This is a genomic window from Rhizobium sp. J15, assembly GCF_002531825.1.
Classification (GTDB): Bacteria; Pseudomonadota; Alphaproteobacteria; order Rhizobiales; family Rhizobiaceae; genus Rhizobium.
The window spans coordinates 1-13,430 of record NZ_NWSX01000039.1; the positions used below are offsets into that span (position 1 = coordinate 1).

A 13,430-nucleotide genomic window follows, 5' to 3' on the forward strand; every position below is an offset into this window, starting at 1 on the left:
TTCCAGCAGGCGATCTGCTGCGGATAGTTCCAGGCGCCGATGCCGACGCAGACGCCGAGCGGCACGCGCTTGGTATAGGCGAAATCCTGGCCGAGCGGGATATGGGCGCCGTTGAGCCCGGCCGGCGCGACCCCACCGAAGAATTCGAAGGCATCGGCGCCGGAGGTCGGATCGGCGACGATCGTTTCCTGGATCGGCTTGCCGGTGTCGAGCGTTTCCAGTTCGGACAGTTCGCGGTTTTTCTCGCGCATGATCTCGGCGGCGCGTTTCAAGATACGCCCGCGCGCCATCGGGCTCATCGCCGCCCATTCCGGCTGGGCGCGTTTGGCCGCCGCGATCGCCTTCTCGACGATCGCAGGCGTTGCCGCGTGCAGCCGGGCGATCACCTCGCCGGTGGCGGGATAGAGGCTCTCGATGACGGTGCCGTCGGTATCCTCGACATATTCGCCGTCGATAAAGTGCGAGGCTGTCGGCTGGGCTTTGAGCTCCAATTTGTCACTCCTTTTCGATGTTCAGAGGCCGGCGACTCTTGGAAGACGTGGATAAAAGAGCCCGCCCTTGCGGGCAGGCAAGTGCCGCTCTTGGGAACGAAATGAGCGGGAGAGGTTTCAACGAGAGGACGCGTGAATTACGCCGGCGATCCGGTGTCATGGTACCTATAGAGATTGGTGATCGGCTCCAGCACGGTCCAGACACCTTTGATGTCAGGCTTGATCGTCACGAAATCGTCTTTCTGGACGGCGAGCCTCGTGCCATCGGTGAAGGCAATTTCCGCCCGCCCCTCCATGACGCAGAACGACACCGCGCGGTCATAGTGGATCTCGAAGGGCTCCCTCGCGTCCGCCTCCCATGCCGTCCAGGATGCGACCCTCTTCTTAATTTCCGGCGTTGCGCGATCTCGCTGGACCCGATCCGTTTGAAAATTACGATCCGACTGCATGGTCACGATGTCCTTCCGTTGGGGCTTTGTAGTAGGCGATCTCACTTGCCGGCAGCGGCGTTCGGCCCCGAATGAGGTCGGATGCCTTTTCCGCGATCATGAAGGTCGTGGCGTTGATGTTTGCGCTTGGGATCGAAGGAATGATCGAGGCGTCGACGATACGCAGCCTCTCCGCTCCGATGAGACGAAGTTCGAGATCGACGACCGAGCGGGAATCGCCTGTCCGGCCCATCCGGGCGGTTCCGCAGGGATGGAACGAGCTCGTTACATCCTGCCGGATAAACGCCTCCAGTTCCGCATCGCTCCTGCATCGTTCGCCCGGAGCATCCTCGCGCTTCCGGTAGGGTGCGAATGCCGGCTGGGCCAGGATCTCCCTGCCGAGCTTCAGGCCCAGGAGGGTCTCCTTCCTGTCCCGTTCGGTCGCCAGATAGTTCGGATCGATCAGAGGCGGCTGGGCCGGGTCCGGTGATCGAAGGCGCAGCGAACCGCGGCTTTCCGGCCGCATAGGACCGACGCCGAGGCGATAGCCGCCGACGCGAGGATCGGGAATCCAGTTGGGTCCGAAGAAGACCGGGAAAAAATGGATCTGCAGGTTCGGATGCGTCACGCTGCTGTCGCTGCGCATGAAAGCGCCGACATGACACTGGTTGACGGCCGCAACGCCACCCTTGAACGCGAACCACTGGATGCCGGCCAGCATCATCTTGTCGAGCCGGAGATACTGGTTGAGGCTGTATCTGAGATCGCATTCGACCTGGATGTGGGTTTCGAAATGATCCTGGAGATTCTGTCCCAGCATCGGAACGTCGATCAGGGGCTCGATCCCCAGTCTCTTCAGATCGTCCGCAGGTCCGACTCCCGACAGCATCAGGATCTGAGGGCTGCCGAAAGCCCCGGAGCTCATGATGATCTCTTGGGCGGCGAAAACATCGACGGTCTCCGACCCACGGCGGAGCCGGACGCCGATCGCCCGGTTGCCCTTGAACAGGACTTTCAGAACCTGGCAGCCGGTGTGGATATGCAGGTTTCGCCGGGTCGGCTGCGCGTGAAGGTAGGAGGTGGAGGAACTTGAGCGAATGCCCTGCCCAACGCTCATCTCGAAGCGGCCGACGCCCTCCTGGCGATAGCCGTTGAAGTCCGCGACCTCTTCGTGGCCGGCCTGCTTGCCTGCCTCGAGAAAGGCCTGGTTCAAGGCGCCGAGATGCTCCTGACGCTTGACTTTCACCTTGCCCTCGGAAGAGCGGAAAGGGCCTTGTGCGCCTTCCAGACGCTCGAACCGCTTGAAGTAGGGAAGGCAATCGGCGAACGACCAGCCGTCGCAGCCGTCCCTGTCACGCCAGTCGTCGAAGTCGCGCGGATTGCCGCGCAGGAACGTCATGCCATTGATCGATGACGAGCCGCCAAGGACGCGGCCGCGCGGCTGGTCGATCTCGCGATTATCGAGATAGCGCTGCGGGGTCGTCTTGAACCAGTAATTATAGGTGCTGGTCGGCTTGAAAGCCGAACGAAGGCCGGCGGGCATTCGCAAGATCCAGCTGCGGTCCGAAGGGCCGGCCTCCAGGAGGAGAACCGAGGCGCTCTCGTCCTCGCTGAGCCGGCTGGCAAGCGTGCAGCCGGCCGTTCCTGCACCGACAATGATGTAGTCGTATCCTTCAGCGCGAAATGTCGGCACGGAAGATCTCCTGGCAGCAAAGGTTTGGTATTGAGGGGCGGGCAGGGCCGCCCCCTTTTCAAAGCTTCGGTCAGAGGGAGGCTTTGATCTTTTCCGCGGCCTCTGGCGAAACCCACTTCGTCCAGATTTCCGGGTGCTCGGAGAGGAAATGGCGTGCGCCATCTTCGCCGGTCGCCTGGTTCTCCGTCATCCACGCCATCAGCGCGTTCACGGTCTTGTTGTTCCAGCTGCGCGCCTTCAGGTAGTCGACGGCGGCCGGATCGGTGCGCTCGATGAAGGACTTGGAAGCGAGCGTCAGGACATTGTCCTTCGGGAACGTGTTCGGCTTGGGGTCCGCACATGTATCGACGGAGGTGCAGCGCTTCCATTCGGCCGCATCGTGCTGCGCGCCGAAATCCACCGGCACCATATCGTACATGCCGAGAAGCGAGGTCGGCTCCCAATAGAAGCCGAGCCAGGGCTCCTTGCGCTCGTAGGCCTTGGCCATGGAGCTGTCGAGTGCAGCCGCGGAGCCGGTGTCGATGACCTCGAAACCCTTGCCCTTGACGTCGAAGGCTTTCGAGAGCTGGTTCGTGGCGATCGTGCCACCCCAGCCGGTCGGGCCATTGAAGATCGCTCCCTTGGAGGGATCCTCCTGCGACGGGAAGGCTTCCGGATGAGCGAGTATCTCGGCAATTTTGTTGATGTTCGGGTTCTTGTCGAGCATGTAGCGCGGAATGAACCACCCGGCCTGGCCGCCATCGGTCAGCGAGGGCACGAGGGCGACGACGCGGCCCTCGGCCAGCGGTCCCTTGACCAGCTCGGGAAACAGATCGACCCAGGCCTCCGGAATGATGTCGGGCTTGCCCTTCTCCACCTGCGAGGTGATGCCGGATGCCGCGTCGACCACGATGATATCGGCGCTGCAGCCATACCCGTCGTTGAGAATGATCTTGTCGACGTTCGAAAGCACTTCCGCGCTCTGCCAGTTCATGCTGGCGATGGATACCTCACCGCAATCCGCCCTGGCGGCGGGAGCAAATGCGACGAGCGGAAGTGCGATGGCCGCACCAAGTGCGATAGTTTTCATGTTCCTTACTCCGTTGGTTTTTATGGTTTCCGGTTGGGAGGAGCAGCCATCGGATGTCGCCACCCGACAATTTCCTACATGGTCGGACAGCGATGGCTGCCTTCTTGTCTGCTGCCATGACCATGGATCGGCCGCGCCAAACGGCGGCTATTCGGCGGCCTGGTGCGTGACCAGCCACGGCGCCACCCAGTCGCCGTTGACGCGAAGCTCGATACCGGCGTCGTCCTCGACGACCTTGCACACCGTCATCTCGCCGGCATCAGGTCCGTAGCGTTCGGCCGCCTCGCGGAAACGCGCATGGCAGGCATCGAGGAGGTCGGATCGCGTGCCGGTGTCGTCAAGCAATTCCTTGATCAGCCCAAGGTCCTTGAGGCAAAGCTTGAGCGGGAATGAAGGATCGTAATGGCCGGCAAAGATCGACGGGACATCGTGTTGCATCACGAAGCTGTCGGCCGCACCGCCCTTCATCACGTTCCACCAGACATCCGGTTCGAGGCCCGCCTTTTTGGCGCAAACCATCGCCTCGCCGATCGCCGCGGCGTGAACCTTCCACAGCTGGTTGTTCACCAGCTTGGCGACGTAGCCGTTGCCGTACCGCCCGACTTTTCTCAACTCGCCCATGGCTTCGATCACAGGACGGGCGGCCTCGACGTCCGCATCCGCGCCGCCGACGAACATCGGCATGTCGCCGCGGATCGCTGCGTCGACCGACCCCGTGACGGGTGCATCGACGGGCCGGCCGCCGGCATCGACGAAGGGCTTTATCAGCTCGCGCATGAAGCGCGGCGACGACGTCGTCATGTCGATCCAGATCTTCCCCCGGCAATCGCCGCGGAGCAGCCCTTCCGGTCCGTTGAGAACGGCGTCCAGATGCGGCGGGCCGAAGACCATCGAGACGACGCAGTCGACACGGCTGATCATCTCGCCCGGGCTGCCGACCCAGGTGGCGCCCATCGCAACATGGTCGGCGGCCGCTTCGTGCCTGAGATCGAAGACGCAAGTCTCGAACCCCGCGCGAATGATGTTCTTCGCGGCATTGCTGCCCATGGTTCCCAGCCCGATAAAGCCGACTTTCATCTAATCCTCCCGGATGCATGTCCTCGGAAGAGACTAGACCGCAGCTTTGCTATTGGTAAAATGAGAAGTACCTATAGGTATAATTGGATATCTTAATAATGATCGATCTCGATATGAGGCTGCTACGGTCGTTCGTCTCGGTTGCGACGGAGAGGAATTTCTCCCGCGCCGCCGAGCGACTTGCGTGCTCGCAGGCCACCGTGTCGCTGCGCATCAAGAGCCTGGAGGAGATCCTCGGGCGAAAGCTCTTCAACCGGAGCTATCATCTCGTCGAACTGAGCGTTGCGGGCAAGGAGCTCCTGCCGCACGCGCAGATCATTCTCGACCACCATGATGCCCTCTTCGACAAGATGAGGAGCGGGAAAGTGGCGGGAAGCGTTAGCCTCGGCATCGCCGAAGATTATGGCGAGCCGTTCCTGTCACGTCTCATGCGCGTTATCGACAGTTCGTTCCCTGGTATCGAACTGAACGTGACATGCGCGATGAGCATCAGGCTTCAGAAATTGCTGGAGTCGCGGAAGCTGGATCTGGCGATCGTCACATTGCCAAATCAGAGGGAGCGCTCGACGCTTCTGAGCCGTCCGAAGCTGGTCTGGGTTTCCTCAGGCGATTACGTCGTCGACAGGAAAAAGCCGTGGCCGATGGCGTTCTATTCCGAAGGCTGCGCATTTCGCGCGGCCGCGGAAGCGGCGCTGAAACGGGAGGGCCATGCCTATCGCGAGGTGCTGACCACAGGAAGCGGCGAGGCGATCAAGAGTGCGGTCAGCTCCGGCACCGCGATAACGGTGATGGCCGAAGGAATCGTGCCCTATGGTTTCTCCGTCCTGCAGAGGGAGGCCGGTCTTCCCGAACTTCCCGAGAGCTGCATTCAGCTGGTCGAACGGGAGGATGGCCTCTCCAAGGCAGCGCAGCAGGTGAAGGTTTCGATCATGAAGCTGCTCGGTGTATCCGCGGATCATCCGGCCGCTTATCAGGCCTGAGTTTCCGCCGCCGATCGAAGTGGCGGGATGGCCGCACGGGCAAGGCCCCAAAAAACGATCAGCCACGGCCCGTTGCGAGGTCGTGGCTGATGCAGCGCGCAATCTGTGGGAGACAGGCGCGGCCGGTTACTTGTTGGCGGCGAGCGCCACGTTGACCTTTTCGACGTCGGCGCTCATGGCCTTGAAGGTGTCTTCGAGGGAAAGCTCGCCGACGATCAGCTGACTCATCCGCTGGACGATGAGCTGATAGATGGCGGACGAACCCTTGAGGCGTTCGAGGTCGCGGGCTGCCTTCGGCGCGCTATTGCGGGCCGAAAGGAAGACCGACATGGCGTCCTTGGCGTTCTTGCTGTCGAGCTTGTACTGCGGATCCTTGATGTCGGCGCCGGTCAGGATGACGTAGTTTTCGGCGATTTCACGCTGGATCTTTTCCGAGCCGAGGAACTCGATGAAGGCGGCGACGGCTTCAGGGTGCTTGGTGCGCTTGAAGCCGACGATCGCGGTGCCGCCCGGCATCGCGTAGCAGCCGGCATCGCCGCAGGGCGCGCTGATCGCCGTCCAGTCGAAGGCGTCGGCGATCTTCTTCTGGAACGGATTGACCATCCAGTTGCCGGCGAGATAGGTCACGACATTGCCGTTGACGAATTCGTCGCCCATGTTCTTGTACTGGGTTCCGCCGGCCGCCCCCCACATTTCCTTCGGGAAGGAGCCGTCCTTCGTCCAGTTGTAGAGATCGGTGATGTAGCGCTTGGCGGCATCGTCGGGGAAGGAGAACTTGCCGTCCTTGACGTAGTTCGAGCCGTAGGAGAAGGCCGCGCCGGAGAAGCGGTGGCCCGAGCGGTCCATCGTGAAGGGGATCTGGGCGCCGGTCGCCTTGGCGACGCGCGCGGAGGCTTCGACGATCTCCTTCAGCGTGGCGGTCGGCTTCGGAAGCGGTTCATTCGCCTGTTCGAAGAGCGTCTTGTTGACGAAGGGCAGATTGAAGGTCTGTGACGCGACATAGCCGTTGATCGAGTTCGGATCGTTGACGCCGGGGAAACGAAGCGTGTTCAGGCTGTCGCCGTGCAGCTTGGCGAAGCCGTCCGGGTCTTTCATCAGCGGGCGCATGTCGAGGTAATAGGGCGCGAGCTGCCAGTCGGTGATCTTGGCGATATCAGGACCTTCGCCGATGGCAAGCTGCACCGGCAGTTGCTTGGCGACGGCATCATAACCCGAGGAGACGAAGTTCACCTTGATGTCGGGATGCGCGGTCTCGAATTCCTTGCTCAGCGCTTCCATCCGCTCGACATAAGCCTGGTCGTCGTCGGTGAAGAGAAAGGTGATCGTCTGGGTTTCGGCCATGGCCACGCTGGACCAGGCGAAAGAAACGGTGGCCAGCGCCAGTGCGAAAGCCCCTGAGAGATAGGTTTTCATTTTCATCCTCCCATGAAAACATTTTCATCAATCGCGGCCTCAGCCATCGATAAGTGAATTTCATATACTTGACATTCGTTCCGTCAAGCTATTTTCTAAGCGAATAGCGATGTTTTTGAGCATTTTTCAAAAATAACGCACCCAAATCACCTAATGAAAATATTTTCATTGGATTGCGGAGGAGGCGATCTGTGAAAACGGAAAGCATCAAGCAGCCGGACGACACGGCGCCAGCCTACAGCGTGGCCGAGGGGCAGACGATCACGGCATGGGCCGTTTCCGCCCTCATCGAGCGCTATTTTCCCGGCGAGCCGGCCCCGGCCGAAGATCGCGTCAACTATCGTTTCATCAACGGTTTCGTGGATGTCGGCGACCTGCCGTGCCGCAAGGCTTTCTGGTCCACCATGGTCGGTCGCGATCTCGCCCCCGACACCTCCTGGCCGACCGAAAGCCTCTATCTTCCCGGCTCGAACCGCCGCGTCGAATTCACCAGCTTCTGGCATGTGCCGACACATGTCAGCCGGTGGCTGAAGGGCACGTTCAGGACGGACGCTCCCCGCACGCTCGACCTCGCCCTCAAGACCTGCGGCGGCGTTCGCATATGGGTCAATGGCCAGGAGGCGGTGCGTTTCGAGCCGTTCAAGCGCAACACCGAAAGCGCAACCGAGATCGCGCTGCCGCTCGACGCCGGCGACAACGAGATTCTCGTCCATACCGAAGACCTCGCCGAACGCGATACGACCTGGTTCTTCGAGCTCGAAATGCTGGACAGGGAGCCGCTTTCGGTTCTGCTGCCGGTCGCGCTCGATCAGGACGAGGTGCGCGAACTGGAGGCGCTTTCGCGCGGCGTGCGCCCGGCGCGCGACGTCTTCGTCAACGAGCCGCTGGAAATCGTCTTCGATACCGCGCCCGAGCGCGACCTGCCGGTGGAGATCAAGGTCGTCGGCCACGGCCATGAACGGCCGGTTCTCGCCCATGCGAAACTGACCCTTCACGCCCATCAGGGCCTGCTGATCGCCGAGGATGTCCGCGGCATTGCTGACGGTTATCACGGCATCCACATGACGATCGGCTCCGGGCCCGGCTCCGTCACCCGCGTCATCGATGCCGCCTTCATGAGCAGCATCGCGCCATTGCCGGCAGAGGCATCGCTTGCGGGCCGCAAGCGGCAGGCGCTGGAATACAGCGCCCGCTTCGGCGCCAACCGCGCCGGGCGTCTCATCGCGATGATGGAAACCGGCCATCTCGACCAGGAAAGCTTCGACCGCATCGTCGATGCGACGCTTGCCTCCATCGATGCGCGCGAGGATTGCTCCGATTTCATCATGGTGCCGCTCCTGTGGCTGCTCGGCGCCTATGGCGACCGGATGCCGGAGGCAACGGTCGAACGCATCCGCCATTCCGTCCTCTCCTACCGCTACTGGGTCGACGAGCCGGGTAATGACGCGATGTGGTTCTGGAGCGAGAACCATGTGCTCTGCTTCCATACGAGCCAGCTGCTGGCCGGGCTTCTGTTGCCGGACGCGATCTTTTCGGCCTCGGGCCGCACGGGGCGGCAGCAGGCGGAACTCGCCGTGGAGCGGCTCGGGCGCTGGTTCGACAGCGTCGAGGCCCATGGCCTGGCGGAGTGGAATTCGGCCGCCTATTACCCAATCGATTTCATCGGCCTGCTCGCGCTGGAGCGCTGGGCAGACAGCGGGATCGCCGATCGCGCCCGCGGCCAGATCGACCTCATCTTCCGCATGATCGCCCTCCACACGCTCGCGGGCGTTCCCGCCGGCTCCCAGGGCCGCGCCTATGACAAGGAGCTGCGCGCCGGCCCGCTCACCGAGCTGGCGCCCTTCGCCCAGGTCGCCTTCGGCACCGGTTGGCTGAACAACGGCGTTGCGGCGCTGACCATGTTCTGCGCCGGCGACTATGAGCCGCCGGCCGATCTCGCCGAGCTGGCTTCGCTGTCGCGGGGAAGAAGCGTCGAGGCGCGTTACAGCCAGGGGCTGGAGAGCGGAAAGCTCGTGCTCTTCAAGAACGAGGCGGCGCAGCTTTCGACGGTCGTCGACCACAAGACCGGCCGGAAGGGACACCAGCAGCACGTTCTGGATATCCGGCTCGCCGGCCATCCGATGGCGAGGCTGTGGGTAAACCATCCCGGCGAAGACGACCCGTGGGGCAATCAGAGACCGTCCTACTGGGCCGGAAACGGCATCCTGCCGCGTGTCGCCCAGCATCGCGATGTCGCCCTGCTGATCGAGGAAACGGGTGACGCACGGCACGCCTGGACGCATGCCTATATCGGCCGCGACGGCCTCGACGACCTGATCGTCGAGGACAAGTGGCTGATTGCCCGGTCGGGCAGGGGATTTGCCGCCCTCTGGGCGTCGAACGGCCTGGAGCTGGTCACCGACGGCCCGACGGCCGGCCGCGAGGCGCGCTCCTATGGACCACTCTGCGGCTGGGCGGCCATCGCGGCATGCGGCAATGGCGATGAGTTCAAGGCCTTTCTCGAGCGCCTGTCCCAGACGGCGGTTTCTTTCGATCCCGCGCTTCGGCGTCTTTCCCTGACGCCGCCGGGCGGTCCGGCGATCTCCCTCTCTTATGCCGATGGTCTTTCGATCGCCGGCAAGCCTCGGCCGTTCACGCATGACCAGCCGCACCCGATCCTCACTCACGACAGCGCGGCTACCGCCGCCGCTGACGGGCCGTTTTACTCCTGAGAATATAGGATTTCAGCATGAACACAGCATCTGTCGACAACGCCGCTCTCCTGACGACGATCGATCGCGTGGCGACGGCTTTCAGCCGGCTCAGGGGCATCAAGGAAGGTCTCGTGACCGACAATGCCGCCTCGGGAATCCAGTTCGACGAATGGGACTGGGAAGTCGGCGTCGGCCTTTACGGCTTCCTGCGCCGCGCGATTTCCGCCAACGACCAGAAGGCGCTGCAGGAGCTCGTCGCCTGGTACGGCGCCCAGATCGACCGCGGTCTGCCGCCGCGCCAGATCAACAGCACGGCGCCGATGCTGCCGCTTGCGATCCTCGTCGAGCATGTCGACCGTCCCGATTTCCGCGCCCTCGTCGAGGATTGGGCCGAATGGCTCGTCAAGGAGTTGCCGAAGACCGAAGACGGCGGCTTCCAGCACGTCGTCAAGGAACGCCTCAACGACGGCGAATTATGGGACGATACGCTGTTCATGGCCTGCCTGTTCCTCGCGCGCGCCGGCGTGCTCTGCGAGCGCAACGACTGGATCGACGAGGCCGTCTATCAGTTCGTCATCCACACCCGCTATCTCTCCGATCCGGTGAGCGGGCTCTGGTATCACGGCTGGACCTTCAACGGCCGGCACAATTTCGCCAATGCCTTCTGGGCCCGCGGCAATGCCTGGATCACCGTCGCCATTCCCGAACTCTTCGATCTCGTGCCGACGCTCGGCGAAAAGGACCGGCGTTTCCTGTCGAACGTCCTCGTCAGCCAGGTACGTTCCCTGAAAGCATATCAGCGGCCGGACGGCATGTTCACGACGCTGCTCGACGATCCCTCTTCGCCGCTGGAAACCTCGGCCACCGCAGGCATCGCCTATGGCATCCTGCGCGCCATCGACGCCGGCATTCTCGGCGAGAGCGACAAGGTCCATGCCGAGCGCGCGCTGAAGGCCGTGCTGGCGCAGATCGACGAGGAGGGCGTCGTCCACGGCGTTTCGGACGGCACGCCGATGGGCCATGACCTCGATTTCTACCGGCGCATCCCGAACCTGCCGACGCCCTACGGCCAGGCGCTGACCATGCTGCTGCTGACGGAAGTCTTCATCGAGAGCGGCCGACGCCAATGAGTGCCACCTCCCGCGTCGCGATCGAAGCGTTCGACGGCGATAATACCGATCGCCTGCAGGCGGCGATCGACACCCTTTCGGCTTCCGGCGGCGGACGCCTGGAACTCCTGGCGGGCATCCACCTCTGCCAGGGGCTCCGGCTGCGCTCCGGCGTCGATCTGCACCTTGCTGCCGGCGCGATCCTGCGTCCCATCCCCGACTATGCGGCCTATGCGCATACGACGGTTTCGGTGATCGCCGAAAAATCCGATCGCGGCATGATCGTCGCCAAGGGCGCGCGGCGGATCGGCCTGACGGGGGAAGGGCGCATCGAAGCCGGCTGCGAGAGCTTCATCATCGGGGACGACGAGACCGTCGGCACCTTCATCCCGGCCGAATTCCGTCCGCGCGTCGTCGTCTTCGAAGGCTGCGACGAGGTCGAGATCAGTACCGTCACGATCAGCCGCTCGCCGATGTGGACGCTGCATTTCGTCGGCTGTACCGATCTTGCGGTCCGCAACGTCACGATCGAAAACGACCGCCGCCTTCCCAATACCGATGGCATCGTGCTCGACGCCTGCCGCGGCGCGGTCATCGAGGATTGCAGCATATCGACGGCCGACGACGGCATCTGCCTGAAGACGAGCATCGGTCCCGAAGGTGTGGCCATCGGGCGATGCGAAAACATTCTCGTGCGCCGCTGCGCTGTTCAGAGCCTCAGCTGCGCGCTGAAGATCGGCACGGAAACGCATGGCGATGTCAGCAACGTCGTGTTCGAGGATTGCAGCGTCTCCTCTTCCAACAGGGCGCTCGGCATATTCTCCCGCGACGGCGGCCGGATATCGAATGTGAGGTTCTCCAGGATTGCCGTAGAGTGCCGCGAGACCCCGGACGGTTTCTGGGGCTCGGGCGAGGCGTTGACCGTCAATGTCGTCGACCGTATCGCCGAACGGCCTGCGGGCGCCGTCGAAAATCTTGTCGTCGAAGACGTGACCGGCCGCATGGAAGGGGCGATCACCATCATCGCGGCCGCGCCGGCGGGCATCCGCAACGTGTCGCTTGCCCGGATCGCCATCGATCAGCAGCCCGGGCAGCTCGGCACCGGGCGGACCTACGACCTGCGCCCGACCAATGCCGATCTCGCGCCGAAGGCCGATGGCGGCGGCCGCGCCAATGCCTGGACCCGCGGCGCGGACGGCCGGGTGATCGGCCTGCAGGACTATCCCGGCGGAATGCCGGCCGCCTATGTGGCCGGCGTCGCCGGGATCATGATGAACGAGGTGCGGATTACGAGACCGGCACCGTTGCCGCAAGGCTGGAACGAAAACGACGTCGTCATGGAAACGGCGGCACCTGATGGGAGTGGGGCATGGCAGAACTGAAACTTTCCACCGTCAACAAGGCGTATGGCACGGTCAAAGTCCTGCATGACGTCGAACTTGACATCAAGGACGGCGAATTCGTCGTCTTCGTCGGCCCGTCCGGTTGCGGCAAGTCGACCCTGCTGCGCGTCATCGCCGGCCTCGAAGAGGTCACGGCGGGCACGATCGCGATCGGCGGACGCGACGTCAGCGCGCTCTCGCCGGCCGAGCGCAAGATCGCCATGGTCTTCCAGTCCTACGCGCTCTATCCGCATATGAGCGTGCGCAAGAACCTCGCCTTCGGCCTTGAGAACCTGAAGTTCAAGCGCGCCGAGATCGAGGCGCGAATTGCCGAGGCCGCTCGGATGCTGGCGATCGAACCCTATCTCGACCGGCGCCCGAAGCAGCTTTCGGGCGGCCAGCGCCAGCGCGTGGCGATCGGCCGGGCGATCGTGCGCGAGCCCGACATCTTCCTCTTCGACGAGCCGCTGTCCAACCTCGATGCGGCGCTGCGCGTCCAGACCCGCGCCGAGATCACCAAGCTGCATCGCGAGATCAAGACGACGATGATTTATGTCACCCACGACCAGGTCGAGGCGATGACCATGGCCGACAAGATCGTCGTGCTGCGCGCCGGCCGCGTCGAGCAGGTCGGGGCGCCGCTGGAGCTGTTCGACAATCCGCGCAACCTCTTCGTCGCCGGCTTCCTCGGCTCGCCGCGCATGAACATCATCAAGGGCAAGGTCGCCGCCATCACCGAAAGCGGCATTGCCATCGATGTCGCCAGCGGCGGCAGGATCGTCAGCGATGCCGGTCCCAAGGGCATTTCGGTGGGGCAGGAGGTTCTCGCCGGCATAAGGCCCGCGCATTTCTCCCGTTCCGGCGAAAACGGCCTGCCGTTCATCGTCCAGTATCACGAAGGCCTCGGCACCGAGACCTATGTCTACGGCAATCTTGCCGGGCAGGACGAACAGATCATCATCCATGAAGCCGGTCATTTCGCGCCCGTTCAGGGCGACCGGATCATGATCGATGCCGATCCGGCGCGCGTCCATCTGTTCGATCCCGAAAGCGGCCTGGCTTTTGCCCGCCGCTCCGGGCAGGGGAGGCGCTGAC

Annotated in this window: 11 protein-coding genes; 5 read left to right on the plus strand and 6 right to left on the minus strand. The window is 63.1% G+C overall.

The window, feature by feature from the left end:
• From CO670_RS25095 to CO670_RS25115, 5 genes are all read right to left on the minus strand, one after another.
• The coding region (locus CO670_RS25095; protein WP_141502379.1) for an aldehyde dehydrogenase family protein at window positions 1–491 on the minus strand (491 nt) is incomplete at its 3' end.
• A gap of 137 nt (window positions 492–628) precedes the next feature.
• Complete coding sequence (locus CO670_RS25100; protein WP_097592738.1) at window positions 629–940, minus strand: cupin domain-containing protein; 312 nt, start codon at window positions 938–940, stop codon at window positions 629–631.
• Window positions 924–2,612: a choline dehydrogenase gene (locus CO670_RS25105; RefSeq protein WP_097592739.1), complete on the minus strand. Its 1,689-nt coding sequence runs from the start codon at window positions 2,610–2,612 to the stop codon at window positions 924–926. The genes CO670_RS25100 and CO670_RS25105 overlap by 17 nt, the downstream gene beginning before the upstream one ends.
• A 70-nt stretch (window positions 2,613–2,682) precedes the next feature.
• The gene (locus CO670_RS25110) at window positions 2,683–3,681 is read right to left on the minus strand and encodes a glycine betaine ABC transporter substrate-binding protein (RefSeq protein ID WP_097592740.1); all 999 of its coding nucleotides are present in this window, start codon (window positions 3,679–3,681) and stop codon (window positions 2,683–2,685) included.
• Between the two features lie 147 nt (window positions 3,682–3,828).
• Window positions 3,829–4,758: an NAD(P)-dependent oxidoreductase gene (locus CO670_RS25115; protein WP_097592741.1), complete on the minus strand. Its 930-nt coding sequence runs from the start codon at window positions 4,756–4,758 to the stop codon at window positions 3,829–3,831.
• A 98-nt stretch (window positions 4,759–4,856) separates the two neighbouring features.
• Between CO670_RS25115 and CO670_RS25120 the strand changes: the two genes are divergently transcribed.
• Window positions 4,857–5,738: a LysR family transcriptional regulator gene (locus tag CO670_RS25120; RefSeq protein ID WP_097592742.1), complete on the plus strand. Its 882-nt coding sequence runs from the start codon at window positions 4,857–4,859 to the stop codon at window positions 5,736–5,738.
• A gap of 126 nt (window positions 5,739–5,864) precedes the next feature.
• Here the strand turns inward: CO670_RS25120 and CO670_RS25125 are convergent, their stop codons facing one another.
• Complete coding sequence (locus CO670_RS25125) at window positions 5,865–7,151, minus strand: ABC transporter substrate-binding protein (protein WP_097592743.1); 1,287 nt, start codon at window positions 7,149–7,151, stop codon at window positions 5,865–5,867.
• Window positions 7,152–7,342: 191 nt separating this feature from the next.
• Between CO670_RS25125 and CO670_RS25130 the strand changes: the two genes are divergently transcribed.
• From CO670_RS25130 to ugpC, 4 genes are read left to right on the plus strand one after another with little or no spacing between them, the layout of a single operon-like run.
• Window positions 7,343–9,862: a hypothetical protein gene (locus tag CO670_RS25130; protein ID WP_097592744.1), complete on the plus strand. Its 2,520-nt coding sequence runs from the start codon at window positions 7,343–7,345 to the stop codon at window positions 9,860–9,862.
• A gap of 17 nt (window positions 9,863–9,879) precedes the next feature.
• Entirely contained in the window at window positions 9,880–10,974 is a 1,095-nt protein-coding gene (locus CO670_RS25135) for a glycoside hydrolase family 88 protein (RefSeq protein ID WP_097592745.1), read from the plus strand.
• Window positions 10,971–12,335 (plus strand): glycoside hydrolase family 28 protein, encoded by a 1,365-nt coding sequence (locus tag CO670_RS25140; protein ID WP_097592746.1) that lies wholly within the window; start codon window positions 10,971–10,973, stop codon window positions 12,333–12,335. The genes CO670_RS25135 and CO670_RS25140 overlap by 4 nt, the downstream gene beginning before the upstream one ends.
• Window positions 12,323–13,429 (plus strand): sn-glycerol-3-phosphate ABC transporter ATP-binding protein UgpC, encoded by a 1,107-nt coding sequence (gene ugpC / locus CO670_RS25145; protein ID WP_097592747.1) that lies wholly within the window; start codon window positions 12,323–12,325, stop codon window positions 13,427–13,429. Before CO670_RS25140 ends, ugpC begins: the two co-directional genes overlap by 13 nt.
• Window position 13,430: the final 1 nt, after the last annotated feature.

What these genes read in the sequence shown, in the direction of transcription:
- CO670_RS25100 (WP_097592738.1), bottom strand. Translation starts at nt 940, where the DNA reads ATGCAGTCGGATCGTAATTTTCAAACGGATCGGGTCCAGCGAGATCGC.
- CO670_RS25110 (WP_097592740.1), bottom strand. Translation starts at nt 3,681, where the DNA reads ATGAAAACTATCGCACTTGGTGCGGCCATCGCACTTCCGCTCGTCGCA.
- CO670_RS25115 (WP_097592741.1), bottom strand. Translation starts at nt 4,758, where the DNA reads ATGAAAGTCGGCTTTATCGGGCTGGGAACCATGGGCAGCAATGCCGCG.
- CO670_RS25120 (WP_097592742.1), top strand. Translation starts at nt 4,857, where the DNA reads ATGATCGATCTCGATATGAGGCTGCTACGGTCGTTCGTCTCGGTTGCG.
- CO670_RS25125 (WP_097592743.1), bottom strand. Translation starts at nt 7,151, where the DNA reads ATGAAAACCTATCTCTCAGGGGCTTTCGCACTGGCGCTGGCCACCGTT.
- CO670_RS25135 (WP_097592745.1), top strand. Translation starts at nt 9,880, where the DNA reads ATGAACACAGCATCTGTCGACAACGCCGCTCTCCTGACGACGATCGAT.
- CO670_RS25140 (WP_097592746.1), top strand. Translation starts at nt 10,971, where the DNA reads ATGAGTGCCACCTCCCGCGTCGCGATCGAAGCGTTCGACGGCGATAAT.
- ugpC (WP_097592747.1), top strand. Translation starts at nt 12,323, where the DNA reads ATGGCAGAACTGAAACTTTCCACCGTCAACAAGGCGTATGGCACGGTC.